The sequence below is a fragment of the Novosphingobium mangrovi genome (assembly GCF_022818885.1).
GTDB classification, from domain to species: Bacteria; Pseudomonadota; Alphaproteobacteria; order Sphingomonadales; family Sphingomonadaceae; genus Novosphingobium; species Novosphingobium mangrovi.
Map to the genome: position 1 here is coordinate 1 of NZ_JALHAT010000022.1, position 21,113 is coordinate 21,113.

The 21,113-nt window shown below is 65.1% G+C and carries 17 protein-coding genes; 10 read left to right on the forward strand and 7 right to left on the reverse strand.

From position 1 onward, the window contains the following. Both MTR65_RS12480 and MTR65_RS12485 read left to right on the forward strand, forming a co-directional pair. The coding region (locus tag MTR65_RS12480; protein ID WP_243800655.1) for a glycoside hydrolase at positions 1 to 831 on the forward strand (831 nt) is incomplete at its 5' end. A gap of 494 nt (positions 832 to 1,325) precedes the next feature. Then, the gene (locus tag MTR65_RS12485) at positions 1,326 to 3,656 is read left to right on the forward strand and encodes a TonB-dependent receptor (RefSeq protein WP_243800657.1); all 2,331 of its coding nucleotides are present in this window, start codon (positions 1,326 to 1,328) and stop codon (positions 3,654 to 3,656) included. A gap of 1,918 nt (positions 3,657 to 5,574) precedes the next feature. On the opposite strand, the gene MTR65_RS12490 is transcribed toward MTR65_RS12485, so the two are convergent. The 6 genes from MTR65_RS12490 to ligK form a co-directional block, all read right to left on the reverse strand. Continuing rightward, entirely contained in the window at positions 5,575 to 6,096 is a 522-nt protein-coding gene (locus tag MTR65_RS12490) for a prolyl-tRNA synthetase associated domain-containing protein (protein ID WP_243800660.1), read from the reverse strand. 21 nt (positions 6,097 to 6,117) lie between these two features. Continuing rightward, on the reverse strand, positions 6,118 to 7,170 hold the full coding sequence (locus MTR65_RS12495; protein ID WP_243800662.1) for an HAD family hydrolase: 1,053 nt from the start codon (positions 7,168 to 7,170) through the stop codon (positions 6,118 to 6,120). After that, the gene (locus tag MTR65_RS12500; protein WP_243800667.1) at positions 7,167 to 9,248 is read right to left on the reverse strand and encodes a phosphocholine-specific phospholipase C; all 2,082 of its coding nucleotides are present in this window, start codon (positions 9,246 to 9,248) and stop codon (positions 7,167 to 7,169) included. The genes MTR65_RS12495 and MTR65_RS12500 overlap by 4 nt, the downstream gene beginning before the upstream one ends. 228 nt (positions 9,249 to 9,476) lie before the next feature. Further along, a complete protein-coding gene (locus MTR65_RS12505; RefSeq protein ID WP_243800669.1) occupies positions 9,477 to 10,367 on the reverse strand; it encodes an amidohydrolase family protein in 891 nt (296 codons plus the stop codon). After that, on the reverse strand, positions 10,360 to 11,424 hold the full coding sequence (locus MTR65_RS12510; RefSeq protein ID WP_243800671.1) for a 4-oxalomesaconate tautomerase: 1,065 nt from the start codon (positions 11,422 to 11,424) through the stop codon (positions 10,360 to 10,362). The genes MTR65_RS12505 and MTR65_RS12510 overlap by 8 nt, the downstream gene beginning before the upstream one ends. Then, on the reverse strand, positions 11,417 to 12,091 hold the full coding sequence (ligK, locus tag MTR65_RS12515; protein ID WP_226634774.1) for a 4-carboxy-4-hydroxy-2-oxoadipate aldolase/oxaloacetate decarboxylase: 675 nt from the start codon (positions 12,089 to 12,091) through the stop codon (positions 11,417 to 11,419). The genes MTR65_RS12510 and ligK overlap by 8 nt, the downstream gene beginning before the upstream one ends. Before the next feature lie 116 nt (positions 12,092 to 12,207). Here ligK and MTR65_RS12520 point away from each other — a divergent pair, with 116 nt between their 5' ends. The 7 genes from MTR65_RS12520 to MTR65_RS12550 all read left to right on the forward strand — a co-directional run bounded on the left by MTR65_RS12520 (position 12,208) and on the right by MTR65_RS12550 (position 18,760). After that, a complete protein-coding gene (locus tag MTR65_RS12520) occupies positions 12,208 to 13,374 on the forward strand; it encodes a LysR family transcriptional regulator (RefSeq protein ID WP_243800673.1) in 1,167 nt (388 codons plus the stop codon). A 63-nt stretch (positions 13,375 to 13,437) separates the two neighbouring features. Continuing rightward, on the forward strand, positions 13,438 to 14,337 hold the full coding sequence (locus MTR65_RS12525; protein ID WP_243800675.1) for an NAD(P)-dependent oxidoreductase: 900 nt from the start codon (positions 13,438 to 13,440) through the stop codon (positions 14,335 to 14,337). 4 nt (positions 14,338 to 14,341) lie between these two features. Then, entirely contained in the window at positions 14,342 to 15,367 is a 1,026-nt protein-coding gene (locus tag MTR65_RS12530; RefSeq protein ID WP_243800680.1) for an amidohydrolase family protein, read from the forward strand. 46 nt (positions 15,368 to 15,413) lie between these two features. Continuing rightward, complete coding sequence (gene ligA / locus MTR65_RS12535) at positions 15,414 to 15,824, forward strand: protocatechuate 4,5-dioxygenase subunit alpha (protein WP_243800682.1); 411 nt, start codon at positions 15,414 to 15,416, stop codon at positions 15,822 to 15,824. A gap of 1 nt (position 15,825) precedes the next feature. After that, positions 15,826 to 16,734 (forward strand): class III extradiol dioxygenase subunit beta, encoded by a 909-nt coding sequence (locus MTR65_RS12540; RefSeq protein ID WP_226634781.1) that lies wholly within the window; start codon positions 15,826 to 15,828, stop codon positions 16,732 to 16,734. A 77-nt stretch (positions 16,735 to 16,811) separates the two neighbouring features. Next, on the forward strand, positions 16,812 to 17,771 hold the full coding sequence (locus MTR65_RS12545) for a Gfo/Idh/MocA family oxidoreductase (protein ID WP_243800684.1): 960 nt from the start codon (positions 16,812 to 16,814) through the stop codon (positions 17,769 to 17,771). Between the two features lie 2 nt (positions 17,772 to 17,773). Continuing rightward, positions 17,774 to 18,760 (forward strand): aldo/keto reductase, encoded by a 987-nt coding sequence (locus MTR65_RS12550; RefSeq protein WP_243800685.1) that lies wholly within the window; start codon positions 17,774 to 17,776, stop codon positions 18,758 to 18,760. Between the two features lie 78 nt (positions 18,761 to 18,838). On the opposite strand, the gene MTR65_RS12555 is transcribed toward MTR65_RS12550, so the two are convergent. Next, on the reverse strand, positions 18,839 to 19,900 hold the full coding sequence (locus MTR65_RS12555) for a DUF3089 domain-containing protein (protein WP_243800686.1): 1,062 nt from the start codon (positions 19,898 to 19,900) through the stop codon (positions 18,839 to 18,841). A gap of 210 nt (positions 19,901 to 20,110) precedes the next feature. On the opposite strand from MTR65_RS12555, the gene MTR65_RS12560 reads away from it, so the two are divergent. Continuing rightward, positions 20,111 to 20,947, forward strand: coding sequence for an SDR family oxidoreductase (locus MTR65_RS12560; RefSeq protein WP_243800688.1), 837 nt, complete (start codon positions 20,111 to 20,113; stop codon positions 20,945 to 20,947). Positions 20,948 to 21,113: the final 166 nt, after the last annotated feature.

Here is a 21,113-nt window from a genome sequence, read left to right on the forward strand (position 1 = left end):
GCGCTTGCGGGCGCGGCCACGGCCAGCGCGGCGGACATCGTCGCCCCGCCCGCCGACCTCGCGCTCGATCCCTTCTACACCCAGGCCATCGAGACCGATGGCCTGTGGATCACGAGCTCCTCCAAGGTGAAGCCGAGCACCCTCGTCAAGGCGCGCAACATGGTCCACGCCATGCTTGCCCACCGGCCCGAGATCGCGCGCGAACTGGTGCGCCAGGGCTTTCGCATCGCGATCATGGCCGAGGACGAGACGACCATGGACCTGCCCGAGCAGCGCGACTGGGACAAGCCGGCCCGCGACGACATCGTCCTCACGCCTTTCGAGCGGGAGAACTACGACACCGAGATCGCCCCGCTCACGCCCTATGAATACTGGGCCAAGCGCGCGCGCGGCATGGGCGGCCTGCTCACCAGTGGGGCGGAAGAGAACATCCAGGCCGTACCCGGCACGCGCTATTTCGGCGAGACGATCCTCGTCCACGAGTTCTCGCACGCGATGTACCAGGCCCTCCTCGAAATCGACCCGGCCTTCGACGCGCTGATCCACGCCGCCTACGCCAACGCCCGCAAGCGCGGCACCTGGAAGGACCAGTACATGGAGAACACCATCGACGAGTACTGGGCCGAGGGCACGCAGTTCTGGTTCAACAGCAACTTCCCCGCGCAGATGGGTGACACGCTGGTGCGCACCGACGCCGAGATGGCCGCGCGCGATCCCGCCCTCGCGGTGTTGCTGGAGCAGGTCTACGGACCGATTCACCGCCTGCCCGACGATCCCTTCTGGATGCACAACGCCAAGGCCAAGCCGAGGAGCCCCGCCAAGGCCGATTGAGCCACAGCCGCCCGGCCCGGGTGGCATCCTGCCCGCTCCCAACAGAGGCCTCGCGCACACGCGCGGGGCCTTTTTCCTATGCGCGCGCCGTATCGACTCGCAGCCGGGTTGAACAGCGCCCCAATCTATCCGGCAACCGAACAGTCTTTTGCAACTGAACAAACATTCAAAAAAATGTCACACTCGCGGGAACCTTTCCGAATGGCGGGGTGAGTGTGCCATTTAGGCCGCAAAATGCCTCATCAATCTGCATTTATGGAAATTGAACGGTTGAACAATCTCTCGCGAGCGCTATGAGCGCGTCAGCTCCCACCGAGCCCCCGGGGTTGCGCAAGCGACGTCTCCGGGCACCACCCGAGCGGAACCGGACGGGCCTCCTCGCGCCGCGCAGCCATCTGCGCCTTCCACGCGCCCCAGGCCCTGGTACCGCGCCCGCGCGTTTGACACGCGCGCTCTTGAAAACGGCAATTCTGCCGCAACGCATGAGGGATACGATGCGCTCAAATGCCTTTCTGAACGCCAGCGCGCTGGCGCTGTCATCCGTGCTGGCGACCCCGGCCCTGGCGGCCGATGACGCCGCCGCCAGCGACGCAAGCCCCGCCACCGATGCCGCCACTTCCGCCGCCGCGCCTGCCGCAGCCGGTTCGGGCCGCAACGAGATCGTCGTCATCGGCACCGGCCAGACCCGCCAGGTCCAGGGCCTCACCGCCGAGGACATCGCGGTCGCCACGCCCGGCACCAGCCCGCTCGCCGTTCTCAGCAAGCTGCCGAGCGTCAACTTCCAGTCGGCCTCGCCGCTGGGCACCAACGAGTGGACGACCCGCATCTCGGTGCGTGGCTTCACGCAGAACCAGCTGGGCTTCACGCTCGACGGCGTGCCGCTGGGCGACATGAGCTATTCCAACTTCAACGGCCTGCACATCAGCCGCGCGATCACCTCGGACAACATCGGCATGACCGAGCTGTCGCAGGGTGCCGGCGCGCTCTCGACGGCCTCGAGCTCGAATCTGGGCGGCACGATCGCCTTTGAAAGCCTTGACCCCAGCTACGACATGGGCCTCACCACCGCGGCCACTTTCGGCAGCAACGATGCCTGGCGCCTGTTCGCCCGCTTCGAGACCGGCGATCTGGGCGGCGGCGTGCGCGCCTACGTTTCGGGCACCTACTCGGACACGCCCAAGTGGAAGGGCAAGGGCTCGCAGGAGCTGTGGCAGATCAACTCCAAGCTGGTCGCGCCGATGGGCGACCGCGGCGAGCTCAAGATCTTCGCCAACTACTCCGAGATGGCCGACGCCGACTACGCCGACCTCACGCCCGACATCCTCGATCGTCACGGCTACGACTGGGACTACTTGCGCTATGACTTCGAGACCGCGCAGGACATCGCCAGCAACCTGCAGAACGGCGTCTACGTCGACGACTACGAGGGCTACGGCACGCTGACGGGCGATGACGCCTATTACGACGGCTATGGCCTGCGCAAGGACCTGCTGATCGGCATGAGCGTCGACTACGACCTCACCGACGAACTGCACGTGCGCGTCTCGCCCTACTACCACAACAACCGTGGTATCGGCACCTGGTGGACGCCCTATGTCCCGACCCCGGGCGGCTCGAGCCTCTCGGTGCGCGGCACGGAATACTTCATCAACCGCATGGGCGTGACCGGCAGCCTGTCGTACGACCTGTTCCGCGGCAACCAGATCGAAGTGGGCGGCTGGTACGAGATCAACGACTACGACACCGCGCGCGACTACTTCGGCCTCGACGACGCCCCGACCTCGAGCATCTCGCACCACGAGTTCCCCAAGAACCCGTTCGCGTACGACTACTTCTACAAGTTCGACATCAACACCTACCAGTACTACGTGCAGGACACCTGGGAGCTGACCGACAGCCTCAAGGTCTCGGGCGGCTGGAAGGGCATCCAGGTCGACATCGACGCCAGCAACGACCCCTCGCGCACCAGCGCCAGCTGGGCGACGCAGGGTTCGCTCACGGCCAAGGACATGTTCCTCCCGCAGGTCGGCATCAACTACCGTCCGATCTACGAGGTCGAGCTGTTCGGCAGCTACGCCGAGAACATGCGCGCCTTCACGACGACGCCGTTCATCACCTCGCCCGACCAGTTCGCCGCGATCCGTGAGCAGGGTCTGAAGCCGGAAACGTCCAAGACCTTCGAAGGCGGCCTGCGCTTCCACCTGCCCAAGTTCGAGGCCTCGCTCGTGGGCTACCACGTGAAGTTCGACAACCGCCTCTTCTCGGTCTCGCCCTGCTCGGCGATCGAGAGCTGCCCCTCGGTCCTCAACAACGTCGGCTCGGTCACGACCAAGGGCGTCGAAGTCACCGGCCAGTACCGCGTGACCCCCGCGCTCTCGCTCTACGCCGCCTATGCCTACACCGATGCGTCCTATGACGATGACGTGCTGAACGGCGCGGGCGAGCTCGTCGCGGCCTCGGGCGGCAAGTCGGTCGTCGACCAGCCCGAGCACCTCATCAACGGCGAGATCTCGTACGATGACGGCACCTTCATCGGCCGCGCGCACGTGAACTACCAGTCCAAGCGCTACGCCACCTACGAGAACGACCTCTCGTTCAAGGGCCGCGCGCTGGTCGACCTGACCGTGGGCTACCGCGTCAACTCGGACGATGCGCTCGATGGCACCGAGATCCAGCTCAACGTCACCAACGTGACCGACGAGAAGTACGTCTCCACCATCGGTCAGTCGGGCGGCTACCAGGCCAGCTACGCCCCGGGCGACTGGCAGTACTTCATGGTCGGCGCGCCGCGCCAGTGGTTCGTGACGCTCAAGAAGGCGTTCTGATCTGCAGACCGGCCCGACAACGGCACACAAGGAAGGGGGCGACCGCAAGGTCCGCCCCCTTCTTTTTGGCCGTCCCACCAACAGACTGCAAGGCGCCCTTGTCGGTTGTTCGAGGGCTGGTTTGACGCGCCGAGCAACGGTCAGTCCGGTTTCTCTTGCTGTCCAAGCTCCTCAGCGGCCCAGATGAGTGGATAGGAGACCCACGGGCGGGGAACGATCCCGCCTAAAGCACCAGTTCGCCCAGTGCGTCAGCGCCGACCGCGACAGGGCCGCATGGAACATAGCGCTGGCTCCAGTGACAGCAACGGGTCCTGTGCTGAAATTCCGCGACGCGCCCAAATTGCTGGTTCCGCTCGGGATTTGACCCGCTACTAACCCGATTGCCTGCAATCCTTCGCCGTCTAAGTTCATTGGCAACCAGTATCGGTGGTAGAAGGACAAAGGCACATTTAACTTGCGCCTGCTGGAAACCGGGGTGCCTATCGATCGCCTAAAAGTGACAAGCACGAAAGACCAATTCGCGATCGGCTACTGACAGAAACACAGAAAATGGAAATACTTAGACTGCATGTGGTTGTATTCTGCCGCTCAAAAAGGCTCTCTGTCACGCGGCTATCAACAGCGTATTCTAATTCCGATCCAATTCATACAAAATCGAGTTGAGAACAAGGTTTTTGCGCAACGCAGGCAGCCACAGAAATTGCAGACCGGCGACCTATATGGTCGCCGGTCCTTCGCAGTTACGGAACGTTTTGGCAAAGCCGCGATGCCGTATTGCAATCACCGCCCGGATAGATCGGGCCATTCGGGAAGTCGGAGCCGCCTCCACCGCCTGCTCCACCATACGGGGGCACGTCCCCATCGCAAAGAAGCAACAGTTCCTCCCAAGTAGCTCCTGGAAACTCGTTCCAGCAGAATATCTCGTCTGCAGACTGTGCTTGCGCAGCCAATGGAATGAAGGCCGCTGCCGACGCAAGAGAGATTGCCACCAGAGGTGCCTTAAGCTTCATCTATACCCTCCTAAATCAAGAGAAGTAGAATAGACATCACGGCGCATCGCGAATCAAGGCACTCTCCGCGCGTAACAAGAAGCGTCATAATTTTTAATGCCAATTTAACCTAGGCGTGCAGGCTCATGCAAAGGATTGCAAATCAGCTTTTTTTGTTTACTGTTTTAAAAATTAAGGCTGCAGAATAAGAGGACTTATTATGAATGCCGTCTTGTAGTATTGGGGCATGTCATACCCATAAATGTGGATATTCAGAAACATAGCCTGAGATAATCCCTGCGCGGACTCCAAGAAATAACAGTATAAATAATAAATATTGGATAGGTTGTGAAAATTACATCTACCCAAGAGCTGCTTGTTGAAAACGTTATTAATCATTCGGCTGTTCGCAAAGGTGGCCGTCTTTATGAAGCCAAATTAAAAGTGAAATTGTCTGCCCTGGGGGATTGGGCGCCTTAGCGTCTTCAAAGCGTTGGCGGGCAACTTCGTGCGAGCGTCAGATATCCCCGTCATTCAGTTCCGAACCCGACATTCCGCAACCGGCCCAAGGCAGACGAGGCCATCGTTCATGGAAAGGCATGGAAGGGCGCAGCTGCGTTCGACAGTTCCGGGAGCCCAAGGGCGATGGCCCTCGGATTCACTGTCTTTCCGGCGGACTTGAACCCAGCTCGGGATGGCGCGGCCGCAGGAAATTGCCCCACCGCGCGGTGCGATAGGGTTTTCCTACACCCGGGCGCCTGTGCTATGGTGGGGTCAGGCTATCGCGTTGGTGGTCACGGGTCAGGAGAGAGGTGCGTGTCGCCCAATATGGCAGGTCGGGATTGCGGGGCTCCGTGGGACGACCTTGCAGCGGGTGACAGGTGACACGGCTTTCCCTCTGGACCGTGTCAACTGTGTCAACTTCGGTGTCACCTTAAGGCCTGGTCCGGCTTCAGGGTCAGCACTTGGGGGGCGTGGTTCCAGCGGGTGAGCGTGGCGACGAGGTCCGCAGTCTGCATCGAGAGGGTCGCGGTGTTGCGCAAGGGGTGGATGTTGATCGTGCCTGTGGGCGCGAAGGCGGCATCGAGGACCACCTGCACACGGCCCTCGGTGTCGTTGAAGGCGGCGAGCGGGGTGACCGAGCCGGGCACCACGCCCAGGAAGGCCACCATGTCCTCGGCCTTGCCGAACGAGAGGCGCGGGGCGCCGAGGCGACTGGCCATGAACTTCAGGTCCGCGCGCTCCTCGGCGGGCATCGTCACCAGCCAGAACCGGCCGCGCCGGTCGGTCAGGAACAGGTTCTTGGTGTGCGCGCCCGCGATGTGGTCCTTGACCGCCGCGCTCTCGGCCACCGTGGCGGTGGCTTCGTGCTCGAAGACATGGAACGCCGTGCCCGATCCGTCGAGATCGGCCAGCAGCGCGGCCTCGCGTTCGTGTGTATGTCCCGTCATGGACGCAGCGCCTATCGCGCCTCAGGGGCGCGGTGCAAGCTCCTCCTGGCGCAGGTGGAGCCAGTTGATGTCCGCATCGACCGCCAAGCCGCTTGCCCGCTGCGCCTTGGCGCGCGCGGCCTTCGCCTCTTCCAGCGCGGTGGTCTTGGCCGCGCTGCGATCGATCCAGAGACGAAGCCCCGAAGCCTCGAACAGCATGGCGCGGTCGCTCGGACTGTCGCCCGCCACCAGGAGCGGCCGGTTCACCGCGTCGATGTAGGTGCGGATGCCCGCGACCTTGCCCGCGTACCAAGTGTTGGGTGCCCAGAGGGTGGACGTCATCTCCATGCCCATGTGCTTTTCGGCCGGGTAGTCCGCATCGAGGAAATGCCCCTTGGCGACCTGGCTGCGCGCGGTGGTGAGCGCACCGCTTTCGGGATCGCGCAGGACCATCGTCACCCCGACGATGTCTTCCGGCGCGATGTTCAGGCCGTAACGCGGATCGGCGAGCACCATGCGCGCGAGTTCCTCGGAGGCCGCCGTCACGACATAGACATGAACACCGCGCGCGCGCAGTTCATCCAGCAATTCGCGCTGCGCCTCGAAGATATGCGGGCGCTCGACCGTGCCCGAGACGACCTTGCCGCCCTCTTCATAGCGCACCGGGATAGGCGTTGTGCGCGCCATAAGGGCATCGACCTCGCCCTTCAGCTCACCCAGCGTGTGCCCGGAGAAGACCTGCGCGATCCACGGGTAGCACAAGTTGTCGTCGATCTCGCACAGGCGCAGGTAATAGCCGTAGAGCGTCTCGCCCTCGTGAAAGGGAATAGGCTTCAGCGAGGGATCGAGCGTCTCGGGCGGGAGCTTGCCGCGCGCTTCCATGAAGGGGAGGAGCGATTCTTCCAGGTCGTTCTGCCAAATCGTGTTGTCGGCATCGAAGACCGCGAAGGACCCTTCGGGCGCATCGGCAAGGACACTCTCGATCGTAGCGCGTGCCTCGGCAGGCCAATGCGCGAGCGGCTCGTTCGCCGCGCTGGCGGTCGCCGTCAGCGCGGCCACGGCGCCCAGGACCCCTGAAAGGAGACGCACCTTCATGCCACCGCGCCCTGCTCGAAGGCCGGGTCGGAAAGGCTCGCCTTGCCGGTCTCGACGTGGCCTGCGAAGCGGCGGCGGCGGGGCGAACCCTGCTGCGTCACGACCAGATCGTACCAATGGTCGCTGGCGGATACCTGCACCGGCACCCGCAGTTCCTGACCCGGGGCCACGGTCACGCTCTGCTCGGCCAGCTCGCCATAGGTTGGGGCGGTAATCGTGAAGGTCTCCGGCGCCTGCCCCGGATTGCGGATCGCGAGGTGGACGGTATCGCGCGCCCCCTCCTCCAGTGTCACGACCGGGGCGGTAGCGCCCTCGTCCGCGGCCTCGCCCGCCAGTTCGCGCAGCCAGCCGTTGGGGCCGAAGACAGCCAGGTCATAGGCCCCGGTGCGCGGCAGGCCGGGCAGGCTCGCCGTGATCTTCTTGCCGGGCTCCACAGTGTAGCTCCAGGGGCCGAGCTCACCGCTGCCCCTGGCGTAGACCTGGTAGACGACGCCGCGCGTCCCCGGGTTTGCGAAAGTCAGCTCCAGGCCGTCCTCGCTGCCCCGTGCGCTCGCCTCCAAGCGGTAGGGCAAGGGGCGGGTCGGGCGGCGCCCCGGTTCCTGTGCCGGAAGCGCCTGCGCCTCGGGCACTTCGGGTAGGGGCAGCTGCGCGACCGACATGATCTTCTTCAGATAGTCGTCCGTCGCCGGCAGCGCGTGGAGCGCCGAGCCATCGGGATCGGCAAAATCGAACAGGCTGGTGAGATCGCCCGTCACCTGGCGGCGCCAGGGCGTGATGTTGGGCTCCATCACTCCAAAGCGCTTTTCGAGGAAGCGGATCACCGAGGTGTGGTCGTGGACTTCGGAATTGACCCAGCCCCCACGCGACCAGGGCGAGACGACAAGGAGCGGCACACGCATGCCCAGCCCCACCGCGTTGCCTTCGTAGACTTCGCCGCGCGTATCGACCGTGCTCGCGCCCTTAATTCCGGCGGCGGCCGGAACGGGGCCGGGCATGTGGTCGAAAAAGCCGTCGTTCTCATCGTAGTTGATGATGAGCGCGGTCCTGGACCAGACCTCGGGATTGGCGACCAGCGCGTCGAGGATGCGCGAGACCATGTCCTCGCCGAACGCGGGCGGCGCTTCGGGATGTTCGCAGAACTTGGTGGGCGTCACCACCCAGGAGACCTGCGGCAGGCGGTCGGCCTCGACGTCGGCGCGGATCGCGTCGACAAGGTGCTGGCCCGTGCTGTCGGCTGCGTTCTCTGCGGTCGAGCCGGGCACGATGGCGCGGCCCCGGCGGTAGAGGTCGCTCTTGGTGTCGAGGCCGCGGAACTGCTCGAAATAGGCCAGCGAATTGCAACCGAAGTTGTCGTATTCCTGATAGACCTTCCAGTCGACACCGGCCTCCTGCAGACGCTCGGCATAGGTCGTCCAACTTGCGACCTGCTCGAATTCGGCCTTGTCGCGCGCCATGTCGCCGGTCCAGTTGCCATCGTCCTCGTTGTGGACGGCCTGGCGGCGCATGTCGCCCACCGCCATGCCGCTGGTTCCGGTAAACAGGTACATGCGGTTGGGGTTGGTCGGCCCGTGGAGCGAGCAGTAATAGGCATCGCACACGGTAAAGGCATCGGCGAGCGCGTGGTAGAAGGGCACGTCCTCGCGCGTGAAGTAGCCCATCGTCATCTCGCCCTTGCGGCGGATCCAGCTGGCGTAGTCCGCCCATTCGGCCGAGGACTGCTCGCCCTCGCCCTTCCAGCTGTGATCAAGGCTCTTGAGCAGCTGGCCGCTGGTCGTCTGCCCGTTCATGCGAAAAGGCAGGATCTCGCCACCCTCGGGGCGCGGCTGATGGAAGACCGACTTGCCCGAACGCAGGGGCATCGGACGCGGATCGGCAAAGCCGCGAACGCCCGGCAGCGTGCCGAAGTAGTGATCGAACGAGCGGTTCTCCTGCATCAGGATCACCACGTGCTCGACGTCCTTGAGCGTCCCGGTACGGCGGTTGGCGGGCTGCGCCAGCGCCTTGGCGATCGGCGCAGGCACGGATCCGGCCGCACTCGCCGCGGCGAGACGCTGGAGGAACAGGCGACGATCGATCATGGGCATTCTCCGGTGTGCATTGCCGGCTGAATAACCATTCACCCAACCTTTCTCAAGGCCAAGTCTCACATTTGGAGGATCGCAGGACATTTCCCGGGTCTCTCGAAGACCGAGATTACCAGATTATTGAATATTCGTTCAAAGGGCGGCCGCGATACCTATAAAAAGAGGGGGACGGCGCCCAGCGCCATCCCCCTCAGTCGTCAGAGTTGGTAAAAGGCGGAGCGCTCAGAGCTCCTCGGGCCAGTAGAGCCGCATCGGGTTGGTGATGAGCAGCTTCGTCTGCAATTCGGCCGTGGGCGCGATGCGCGGGATCATGTCGACGATGTGGCCATCGTCGGCGATCTCATCCTGCATGTTGGGATGGGGCCAATCGGTCCCCCAGATGACGCGATCCGGGTAGTCAGCAACAAGCGGCGCAACCGCAGCCGCGAAGTTGTCCCAGGGATCGCCCATTCCGCCTTCCTTCAGCGCATCGAGGCGCTCGGGGCAGGTCGCCTTGAACCAGATGTCCTCACGGCTGTCGAGGAAGGCACGGAAGGCCTTCATGTCGACGCCATCAGGGCCTTGCGTCACGTCCGGGCGACCCATGTGGTCGATGACCAACGGCACGGGGATCGCGTCCATGAACGGGCGCAGTTCCTCCAGGATATCCGCCTCGAAGTAGATCACCACGTGCCAGCCTTCGGGCAAGCGCTTGGCCACTTCGAGGAACTTGTCCTTGGGCGCATTGTCGACAAGGCGCTTCAGGAAGTTGAAGCGGATGCCGCGAATGCCGCCTTCGTGGAGAGCCAGAAGCTCGGCGTCCGAGATGTCGGGATCGACCACGGCCACACCGCGCGCCTTGCCGTTCGACTTGGCAATGGCGTTCAGCGTCGCCGCGTTGTCGGTGCCGTGGCAGCTCGCCTGAACGACCACATTGCGCGAGAAGCCCAGATGATCGCGCAGCGCGAACAGCGTGTCGGGCCCGGCGTCCTCGGGAAGGTACTTCGCCTTGGGGCTGAAGGGAAACTCGGCCATTGGACCGAAGACGTGGCAATGCGCGTCGATCGCGCCCTCGGGCGGCACGAACGAAGGCTTGCTGGGCGCAGAGTGCCAGCAGACGATACGATCAGACATAGACCTCTCCATCCATCAGCTTGCGCGCGGTGCGCAGCAGGGCGGCGCTCGTCACCGAGCCCTCTTCGTTCACTTCCAGCACGCAGCTCATCTCGCCGGTCGGGTGCTCGACCGAAAGGGTCTTGCGCGCGTCCTCCGGGATCTGCGCGACCTCGGCCGCAGGCGTTCCCTCGATGAGAGCGGCGGTCGCCACCGTCACCGCCGCCAGCACGCCGACTGTCGCATGAGCGCGATGCGGAATGAAGCAGCGGGTGTTGATCGCACCGCCATTCACGGGCGGCGAGACGAGGAACATCTTGGGGACCGACTTCTCGCTCACATCGCCAAGGTTCATCCGCTCGCCCACGGCAAGGCGGATCGCCTCGACCTTTTCCTTGAGCTCGGCGTTGGCCTCGAGTTCCTCGCGGGTCTCGGTGCCGGTGATACCCATATCCACCGCCTTCATGACAACGCAGGGCATGCCGTTGTCGATAAGCGTGACGGCCACGCCGTTCACCTCCTCGACGTTCTTGCCCGTCGGCAGCAAGGAGCCGCACATCGAGCCTGCCGTATCGCGGAACTCGACCGGGATCGGCGCGTGGGTACCGGGTACGCCATCAATGGCCGCCTCGCCCGCGTACGTTACCTTACCGCCCGGGGTTTGCACCGCCTCGACCGCGACCTGGCCGGTGTTGACCATGTAGATCGCGACCCGGGTCTCATCCCCCGTCGCCGCGACAAGGCCACGCTCGATGGCGAAGGGACCGATGCCCGCCAGTATGTTGCCACAGTTCTGCGCGTCCGAGACCGTCGCCTGATCCACGAAGACCTGAAAGAAGTGGTACTCGACATCGATGCCCTCGCGCTCCGATACCGACACCACCGCGACCTTGCTGGTGAGCGGATCCGCCCCGCCCATGCCGTCGATCTGGCGTGGGTCGGGCGAGCCCATCACGCCCAGCAGGAAGGCATCGCGCGCGGCGGGATCGCTCGGCAGATCGTCCTTGAGGAAGTAGGCGCCTTTCGATGTCCCCCCACGCATCCACATCACGGGAGCGCTGGTGGGAAGATCAGACATACTTGAGGCCTTCCTTCTCCAGGCGCTCGCGCATCTTGTACATGTCAAGGCCAAGGACGCCCGAAGCCAGCGTCTCGCGCTTCTCACCTTCGTTGGCTTCGCGGGCCTGCGCGGCCTTGAGGACTTCGGCCGCCTTTTCGCGCGGCACGCAGACCACGCCGTCATCGTCAGCCACGATCACGTCACCCGGGTTCACCGCGCAGTTGGCGCAGACGACGGGCACGTTGACCGAACCCAGCGTGTTCTTGACGGTGCCTTGCGCGTAGATCGCCTTGGACCAGACCGGAAATTCCATCTCGGTCAGGTCGCGCACGTCGCGCACGCCCGCATCGATGATGAGGCCCCGGCACCCGCGCGCGATCGCGCTGGTGGCAAGAAGATCACCGAAGTAGCCGTCTTCGCACGGGGAGGTCGGCGCGAGCAGGAGCACGTCGCCCTCCTGCAGCTGCTCGATGGCCACGTGGACCATCCAGTTGTCGCCCGGGGGCGAGCTGATGGTCACCGCCGAGCCGGCAATGCGCGCGCCTGCGTAGATCGGGCGCATGTAGCTGGCGAGAAGGCCCGTACGCCCCTGCGCCTCGTGGACGGTGGCAACGCCGCAGGCGGCCAGGCCGTCGATGATCGCAGGATCGGCCCGCTCGATATTCTGGACGACGACACCCGACATGGCAGCACTCCTCTTCGCTCGTTATCAATTCAGGTTGGACCTGACATGGGCTTCGCGCGTGCGAGGGGGAAAGAGAACTTTGGCAATCGCCATTGGATTTGGCTAAAGATGCCCGCATGGACGTTTGGGAACTGAACTTGCGCCACTTGCGCGCGGTCTTGAAAATTGCCGAACTGGGAACGGTCAGCGCGGCGACGAGTGCGGTCAATCTCAGCCAGCCCGCAATAACACAGGCGTTAGGACGCCTGGAGGCGGCGCTGCAGGTTCCCCTCTTCGAGCGGCGCCACGACGGGATGGTGCCCACGCACGCCGGACAGATTCTCAGGAGCCGTATTTCGGCCGCGCTCCTGCACGTGCGCAGCCCCCACGTCACGATGTCGCGCCTGCGCGCGCTCCTCGCGCTTTCGGACAGCGGCAGCTACGCGGGCGCCAGCCAGGAGACCGGACTTTCGCTGCCTTCGATCCACCGCGCGGTGAACGACCTCGCGCTGGCGCTGCGTCGCCCGCTGGTCGTGCGCCGGGGCAAGCACGTGGTGATGACCGAGACCGGTGCCCAGTTCGCGCGCGAGTTCCGCCTCGCCGTGGTCGAGCTGGAAGCCGGACTCTCCGAGATCCAAGCGTTGCGCGGCCACGAGACCCGCCGCATCGCGATCGGCGCGATGCCGCTCTCGCGCGCCCGCATCCTCCCTCTGGCCGTAGCCCGCTTCCACGCGCGCCGACCGCAGGTGCGGCTCACCATCGTCGAGGGCTCGCGCGCGGAACTGGTCGAGCCTTTGCGCAACGGCTCGCTCGACGTGATGGTCGGCGCGCTGCGCAGCCCGCTCGTCGAGACCGACCTCGAACAGCGCACCTTGTTCGAGGACGTGCCCGTATTCCTGGGCCGCCACGACCACCCCCTCGTCGGCACGGCCCCCGAGGCCGCGGATCTCGCCCGCTACCCGTTCTGCCTGCCCGCGCGCGGCACACCGCTTCGCGACAGCTTCGAGCGTTATTTCGAGAGCCATGGCCAGAGCCCGCAGGTCCCGCTGGAATCAGGCTCGGTGATGATGATCCGGCAGGTCATGATGGACAGCGATTTCCTGACCCTGCTCTCGCGCGACCAGGTGCCCGTCGAGCTGGAAGCGAAGTGGCTTTCGCAGGTCGCTCAACTCCCCGCACAATTCCACCGTGTTATCGGCATGACCACCCGCCACTCGCTGCGCCCGACCACTGTGCAGGAGGAGTTTTTCGCCGATCTGGAGCAGGCCGCGCATGAAATCGCGACAGGCACAAAAACACGGTAATTAGGTAAAGCTTATAAGAGCAAGGCAGTTCCGATTAGCCCCCTGCCGCCCCCGGGGGCAGACATGCCCGCCATGACACAGGCCCGCACCAAGTTCGCTTGCCTTATCGGCTTCGGAGAAGCCGGATCGACCTTTGCCCGCGCCGGAAGCTGGGGGCCACGCGCCGCCGCCTTCGACATCGCGCCCGCGCGCCGCGCGGTCATGGACGAACTGGACGTCACGCCCTGCGCCAGCGCCGAAGAAGCGCTTGCCGATGCGTCTCTGGTGCTCTCGCTCGTTACCGCCGACCAGGCGCTGGACGTCGCGCGCACCTGCGCTGCGCTGATCTCTCCGGACGCGCTGTTCTGCGACATGAACTCGGTCGCCCCCGGCACCAAGCGTGCCGCAGCCGAGGCCTTTGCCGCGGCGGGCAAGCGCTATGTGGACGTCGCCATCATGGCCCCCGTCAACCCGGCCGCCCTTGGTGTTCCGCTCAACATCTCCGGGCCTGACGCGGCCGAGGCGAAAGACCTTCTGACCGGAATGGGGTTTGAAAAGACCCGCATCGTGGGCGATGCCATCGGTCGTGCGTCGGCGATCAAGCTGGTCCGCTCGGTCATGGTCAAGGGGCTGGAGGCGCTCACCGCCGAAATGATGCTGGCCGCCCATGCCGAAGGCGTGGCCGAGGACGTGCTCGCCTCGCTCGATGCCAGCGAGAAGACGATCAAATGGCCCGAGCGCGCCGACTACAACCTTGACCGCATGATGATCCACGGCCGTCGCCGTTCAGCGGAGATGGCCGAGGCCGCCGCGATGCTGCGTGATCTGGGCATCGATCCGCTGATGACGCAGGGCACGGTTGCGCGCCACCAGGACATCGGCGAACTGGGCCTCACCCCGCCGCCCGAGGGCTATGCGGCCAAGCTCGACGCCATTACCGCATTGCAGACATCCAATCCGAATTCGAACAAGGGAGAGAGCTGAAGCCATGTCGCTCGTCATTGACTGCCACGGTCACTACACCGTCCTGCCCAAGGGCCACGACGCCTGGCGCGAGGAGCAGAAGGCCGCCTTCAAGGCCGGCACCACGCCCCCGCCCTATCCGGAGATCACCGACGAGGAGATCCGCCAGACGATCGAGGACAACCAGCTCAAGCTCATCAAGGAGCGCGGCGCGGACCTCACGATCTTCTCCCCGCGCGCCTCGGCCATGGCTCCGCACGTCGGCGACCAGGCCGTGGCCGCCGAGTGGGCGACCCACTGCAACAACCTCATCTACCGCGTCACGCAGATGTTCCCCGAGACCTTCGTGGGCGTGTGCATGCTGCCCCAGAGCCCCAAGGCGGACCTCACCGCCTCGGTCAAGGAACTGAAGCGCTGCGTCGAGGAACTCGGCTTCATCGGCTGCAACCTCAACCCGGATCCGGGCGGCGGCCACTTCGAGCACCCCCCGCTCACCGACGAGTACTGGTTCCCCATCTACGAAGCGATGTGCGAGCTGGACGTGCCCGCGATGATCCACGTTTCGGGTTCGTGCAACCCGGCGATGCACGCGACGGGCGGCTACTACCTCGCCGCCGACACGGTCGCCTTCATGCAGCTGATGCAGGGTGATCTCTTCGCCAGATTCCCCAAGCTGCGCTTCATCATCCCGCACGGCGGCGGCGCGGTGCCCTACCACTGGGGGCGCTACCGGGGCCTCGCGGACATGCTCAAGAAGCCCAGCCTCGACGAATACATCATGAACAACGTGTTCTTCGACACCTGCGTCTACCACCAGCCCGGCGTCGACCTGCTGGCCGACGTGATCGACAACAAGAACATCCTGTTCGGCTCGGAAATGGTGGGCGCGGTGCGCGGCATCGATCCCCAGACCGGCCACTACTTCGACGACACCAAGCGCTATGTCGACGCGCTCGACATCACCGAGGAGGAACGCCACGCGATCTTCGAGGGCAATGTGCGCAAGGTATTCCCGCGTCTCGACGCCAAGCTGAAGGCACGCGGCCTCTAAGGGGCCGCCTTCCTTCCCCTACCCAACCGACCCAAGGGAGAGGTCCATGGCTGGACACAGCGATATTCACGAGTACCTCGCCGACTTCGAGGACATTCCCGGTACGCGCGTCTACACCGCCGCGCGTGCCCGCAAGGGCTACCACCTCAACCAGTTCGCGATGAGCCTGATGAAGCCGGAAAACCGCCAGCGCTGGCTGGCGGACGAGCGGACCTACATCAACGAGTGGCCGATGACCCAGGAGCAGAGGGAGGCCGTGCTCGCGCGCGACTACAACCGCCTGCTCGACCTTGGCGGCAACATCTACTTCCTCGCCAAGGTCTTCTCGACCGATGGCCTCAGCTTCGTGCAGGCCGTCTCGACGATGACCGGCATGAGCGTGGAAGACTACCAGGCAATGATGGTCGCGGGCGGACGTTCGCCCGAAGGCCAGCGTTCGATCAAGGGAGACAGCTGAGATGGCCCGAATTACCGCAGGCGTGGCCTCCAGCCACGTGCCGCTGCTCGGTGTCGCCTCGGACCAGGGCAAGGACCGGGACGACTACTTCGGCCCGATCTTCGCCGGGTACGACTGGACCCGCGAGTGGATCGCCAAGCCCGAGAATAAGCCCGACGTCGTGATCCTGGTCTACAACGACCACGCCTCGGCCTTCGACATGAGCATCATCCCGACGTTCGCGATCGGCTGCGGAGAGCGCTACGCGCCCGCCGATGAAGGCTGGGGCCCGCGCAAGGTGCCCGACGTGGAAGGCCACCCGGACCTGGCCTGGCACATTGCCCAGAGCCTGATCCTCGATGAGTTCGACATGACCATCATCAACGAGATGGACGTCGATCACGGCCTCACCGTGCCGCTCACCATGATGTACGACAAGCCCGACGCCTGGCCGGTCAAGGTCATCCCGCTCGCGGTCAATGTCGTCACCTATCCGCCGCCATCGGGCAACCGCTGCTGGGCGCTGGGCGAGGCCATCGCGCGCGCGGTCAACTCCTTTGGCGAAGACCTCAACGTGCAGATCTGGGGCACGGGCGGCATGAGCCACCAGCTCCAGGGTCAGCGTGCGGGCCTCATCAATGCCGAGTGGGACAACATGTTCCTCGACAAGCTGATCGGCGACACCCAGGACCTGCGCCATGTCCCCCACATCGAGTACCTGCGCGAAACAGGCTCGGAAGGCATCGAGATGGTCATGTGGCTGATCATGCGCGGTGCGCTGGGCAAGAGCACGAAGTGCCTGCACCGCCACTACCACGTGCCTTGTTCCAACACCGCGATCGGGCATATCGTGCTCGAACCCGTGGACGGGAGCGTGCCGCCCAGCCCCACCCTCGAAGGCAACAACGAAGCGGCTCAGGCCGCCATCTGAACCGATAGGCGGGCGGCGCGGAAACAATCCCTGCGCCGCCCCGCTCACAGTACGAACAGACCAAGGAGTTCCCCCTCATGCGTATAGCTCTCGTTGGCGCCGGCGCCTTCGGTGAAAAGCACCTCGACGGCCTCAAGAACATCGACGGTGTCGAAATCGCCTCGGTCATCAGCCGCAAGGCCGAGCAGGCCGCCGAAGTCGCCGCCAAGTACGGCGCGCCCCACTCGGGCACCGACCTGTCCGAAGCGCTCGCGCTGCCCGATGTCGATGCCGTGATCCTGTGCACGCCGACCGGCATGCACGCCGAGCAGGCCATCGCCTGCATGAATGCGGGCAAGCACGTCCAGGTCGAGATCCCGGCTGCGGACACCTGGGCCGATGCGCAGGCCGTGATGGAGAAGCAGAAGGAGACCGGCCTTGTCTGCATGGTCGGCCACACCCGCCGCTTCAACCCCTCGCATCAGTACGTGAAGAACAAGATCGACGCGGGCGAACTCAACATCCAGGCGATGGACGTCGAGACCTACTTCTTCCGCCGCAAGAACATGAACGCCAAGGGCCAGCCGCGTTCCTGGACCGACCACCTGCTGTGGCACCACTCGGCCCACACCATCGACATCTTCCAGTACATGACGGGTTCCAAGGTCATCGCGGCGAACGCACTGCAGGGCCCCAAGCACCCGGAACTGGGCATTGCCATGGACATGTCGATCCAGATGAAGACCGAGGCCGGCCAGATCCTGACCCTCTCGCTCTCGTTCAACAATGACGGGCCGCTGGGCACCTTCTTCCGCTACATTGGGGACACCGCCACCTACATCGCGCGCTACGACGATCTCGTCACCGGCCGCGAGGAGCCCATCGACGTCTCCAACGTCGATGTCTCGATGAACGGCATCGAGCTGCAGGACCGCGAGTTCGTCGCGGCCATCAAGGAAGGCCGCGAGCCCAACTCCTCGATCGCCTCGGTGCTCGACTGCTACCGCGTGATCGGCGAGCTCGCCGCCAGCCTCGAAGCGCAGGACGGCTGGTCCTGAGCATGACCCGCACGATCAACGGCAAGGCTCTCAACCCCGTCGGGCTTGGCTGCATGAACGTGGCCTGGGCCTATGGCAATCCGCCCGAAAGGGCGGATGCCGAGGCCCTGTTCCGCCACGCGCTCGACAATGGCTGCGACCATTTCGACACGGCCAACATCTATGGCAAGGGCGTCTCGGAAGAAATCCTGGGCACCGCGATCATGGACCGGCGCGACGAGTTCTTCCTCGCCACCAAGACCGGGATCATCGTCGATGGCGCGCGCCGCGGCATCGACTGCAGCCCGGACGCGATCACCGCCTCGATCGAGGCGAGCCTGGAGCGCCTGCGCACCGACCACATCGACCTGTTCTACATGCACAGGTTCGATCCCAAGGTCCCCATCGCGGATTCGGTGGGTGCCATGGTGCGCGCCATGGAAGCGGGCAAGATCGGCTCCTACGGCGTCTCGGAGTGGTCCTCGGCCCACATTCGTGAAGCCCACGCCGTGCACCCGATGGCGGCCGTTCAGACCGAGTATTCGCTGTGGACGCGCAACGTCGAACTGGGCGTGCTGGAAGCCACGAAGGAACTGGACATCGCGCTCGTCGCCTTCTCGCCGGTCGCGCGCGGCGCGCTGTGCGGGGAGCTGACCGATCCGGCCACGCTCACCGAGAAGGACCTGCGCCGTACGCATCCGCGCTTCCTGCCCGAGAACTGGCCCGCGAACCTGGAACTCATCCAGCAGTTCAACGCGCTCGCGGCCGAGGCTGGCGTGGCGCCCGCCCAGCTGGCGCTGGCCTGGGTCCTTGCCCAGGGTGAGAACATCCACGCGATCCCGGGCACCCGCTCGGTCGCGCACTGGGAAGAGAACAACGCGGCCGCCTCGTGCGATGTCCCTGCCGAAATCCTGAAGAAGGCTGCGGCCCTCATCAACCAGGAGAGCGTGCATGGCCACCGCTATCCCGAAGTGATGCGCGGTACCATCGACACCGAGGACTACGTCTGAGCCGCAAGGCCTGACAGACGGCGCCCCGGCGTTAGCGCAAGAGCCCTCCCCCGGTCTGCCGCGGGAGGGCTTTTCGCATCAGCTCTGCGCGCCCTGAAACGCCCTGATCCGGCGCGCAACGTCTGCCGCAATATCGCCGTAGAAGGCCGCAACGTCGTGGTAATGCAGGTTCCCCGCGGGAAGCGGCGCATACTCCAGCGCCGGATCGACCTCGAGCATGGCAATGCCCTCCTCGCAGGTGACCGTGACCGCGCCAGGGACCAGCGCCTGCAGGTTCCCCTCGCCCGCCTTTCCAGGCAGAGCGCCGCGCCCGCGTGCGCGACCGGCAAGCGTCACCGGATCGTTGCACAGCAGCCGCGCGTCGCCCTCAGGATGGGCAGCGAGGAAGGGCCCCTGCGCCCGCGCGCGATAGCTCTGCGCATCGCTGCCCGCCTGGAAGGTGTTCCAGCTGAGCACGCAGCCGGTGTCGTCCTCCCCCCGGCACGGGGAGAGCCCCGCCAGATCGTGCGCGAAATCGCCTTCCAGCACGGCAACGCCCACGACATAAGCTGCGACCATGCGCGCGGCGAGCGGTGTGCCGCGCACGTGCTCTTGCAGCAGGCGGCGTACCATCAAGGCCCCCTGGCTGTGGCCCATGAGGACGAAGGGCCGACCGTCGTTGGCCGTCTCAAGATAGTGCGTGAAGGCCCGCGACACATCGCCATAGGCCAGATCGTAAGCGCGCGGTCCTTCCTCGCCATCAAGCACGGCTGCCAGCGAAGCCTGGCGGTAACGCGGCGCGTAGATCCGGCAGCAGGCGTTGAACGCGCTCGCCTGACGCGCCAGCACCGAGATATCGGTCCAGCGATTGGTCGGGCCATCGGCGGCATCCGCATTCCAGGCGCTCCGCGACAGGAAGCTGGTGGGGTGAACGTAGAAGACGTCAACCGCGTGCGCGCTGCCCTCGGCGAGCCCGCCACCGGGCTGCTGCAAGGCCCGCGAAGGGCGTCCGGGCCAGGCGGCCCAGGCGCGCGGATTGGCATAGTCAGGCGCAGGCGGAGCCTCGCTTTCGGCAAAGGGCGGTGGCCCTCTCTCCCCCACAGAAGCCGGGCCCGATGTGCCCGCCGTCCCCAGACCGAATGCAAGTATTCCTCTCAGCATGGCGCCCCCCGAAATTCCCACTGTGCACCTCCTCCTGTGGCCCGCCCTCTTCGCTACGCAGCAGGTCACAGGTGTGACAGGACACGATCCACCGTCTCTCGCTGTTTGAACAGCCCCTCTCGGCGTGCTGGCCATTTGCGCAGCGGCAGGGCCCATTGTCCGGCAGGGGACCTGGGCAACGCCAGGGATTGAAGGAAAGGACACACGAGGATGCCCGAGAGCCGCAAGACCGCCGTTGTCACCGGCAGCACACGCGGGATCGGACGCGCACTTGCCGAGGCGCTCCTGACGCGCGGGATCAACGTGGTCGTCTCCTCCACCAACGCCGAGGAGGCCCGCGCAGTCGCCGAGGAGATCGGCCGCGACATGCCGGCAAGTGCACTGGGCCTTGCCTGCGACGTCACCCGGCCCGAAGACGTCAACGCGCTGTGGGCCCAGACCTGCGTGCAGATGGGCAAGGTCGACATCTGGATCAACAACGCCGGTCTCGCGCTTGGTGGCCCGCTCATGCAGATCACCGACGAGGACATGCGCTCCATGCTCGACGTCAATGTCATGGGCGTGGTCCACGGCTGCCGCACGGCCATTCGCGGCTTTGCCCAGGCCGAACACGCTGGCGCGCTTTACACCATGCTCGGCGCGGGGGCCGACGGCAGCCTCGTGCCCCAGATGAGCGGCTATGCAGCCAGCAAGGTGGCGGTCACCTACCTCATGGATTGCCTGGCCGAGGAGACGCGCGACACGCCCGTCCTCACCGGATCGCTGAGCCCTGGTCTCGTCATCACCGAAGGGTTCCTGCGCGAGAACCGCAAGGCCGGTGGCATGACCCCGGAACGCCGCGCCCAGGTCAACCTCATCGCCGATCACCCCGCCACCATCGGGCGCTGGGCCGCGCGCATCGTCGACACCAACACCGAGCACGGCAAGACTTTCCACTGGCTCACCCGCCGCAAGATCCGCGAACGCGCACGCAGCGGCCGACGCGAAGTGCTTTCGGCCTACCCCGAGCTGTCCGGAGGAACATCGCAAGCCGGCCTTTCCGGCTGAAAAGGCAAGAGAACCGAAGAAAGTACAGACTTTCCGAGGGCCGTCGCCTTCGGGCTCCCCGAACGGCCTAGCTCACCTCCCGTACCCGGCGTTGGCTGAGAAAGGTGAGGTCGCCCGTTTGGGGGTCAAGGGGCGATGGCCCCTTGTTCAGTTCTGCCTTCTTTCA

Bases quoted from the DNA above. Each gene is read 5' to 3' on its own strand.
- MTR65_RS12485 (WP_243800657.1), top strand. From the start codon at position 1,326: ATGCGCTCAAATGCCTTTCTGAACGCCAGCGCGCTGGCGCTGTCATCC.
- MTR65_RS12490 (WP_243800660.1), bottom strand. From the start codon at position 6,096: ATGACGGGACATACACACGAACGCGAGGCCGCGCTGCTGGCCGATCTC.
- MTR65_RS12495 (WP_243800662.1), bottom strand. From the start codon at position 7,170: ATGAAGGTGCGTCTCCTTTCAGGGGTCCTGGGCGCCGTGGCCGCGCTG.
- MTR65_RS12500 (WP_243800667.1), bottom strand. From the start codon at position 9,248: ATGATCGATCGTCGCCTGTTCCTCCAGCGTCTCGCCGCGGCGAGTGCG.
- MTR65_RS12505 (WP_243800669.1), bottom strand. From the start codon at position 10,367: ATGTCTGATCGTATCGTCTGCTGGCACTCTGCGCCCAGCAAGCCTTCG.
- MTR65_RS12510 (WP_243800671.1), bottom strand. From the start codon at position 11,424: ATGTCTGATCTTCCCACCAGCGCTCCCGTGATGTGGATGCGTGGGGGG.
- ligK (WP_226634774.1), bottom strand. From the start codon at position 12,091: ATGTCGGGTGTCGTCGTCCAGAATATCGAGCGGGCCGATCCTGCGATC.
- MTR65_RS12520 (WP_243800673.1), top strand. From the start codon at position 12,208: ATGGACGTTTGGGAACTGAACTTGCGCCACTTGCGCGCGGTCTTGAAA.
- MTR65_RS12525 (WP_243800675.1), top strand. From the start codon at position 13,438: ATGCCCGCCATGACACAGGCCCGCACCAAGTTCGCTTGCCTTATCGGC.
- MTR65_RS12530 (WP_243800680.1), top strand. From the start codon at position 14,342: ATGTCGCTCGTCATTGACTGCCACGGTCACTACACCGTCCTGCCCAAG.
- ligA (WP_243800682.1), top strand. From the start codon at position 15,414: ATGGCTGGACACAGCGATATTCACGAGTACCTCGCCGACTTCGAGGAC.
- MTR65_RS12540 (WP_226634781.1), top strand. From the start codon at position 15,826: ATGGCCCGAATTACCGCAGGCGTGGCCTCCAGCCACGTGCCGCTGCTC.
- MTR65_RS12545 (WP_243800684.1), top strand. From the start codon at position 16,812: ATGCGTATAGCTCTCGTTGGCGCCGGCGCCTTCGGTGAAAAGCACCTC.
- MTR65_RS12550 (WP_243800685.1), top strand. From the start codon at position 17,774: ATGACCCGCACGATCAACGGCAAGGCTCTCAACCCCGTCGGGCTTGGC.
- MTR65_RS12555 (WP_243800686.1), bottom strand. From the start codon at position 19,900: ATGCTGAGAGGAATACTTGCATTCGGTCTGGGGACGGCGGGCACATCG.
- MTR65_RS12560 (WP_243800688.1), top strand. From the start codon at position 20,111: ATGCCCGAGAGCCGCAAGACCGCCGTTGTCACCGGCAGCACACGCGGG.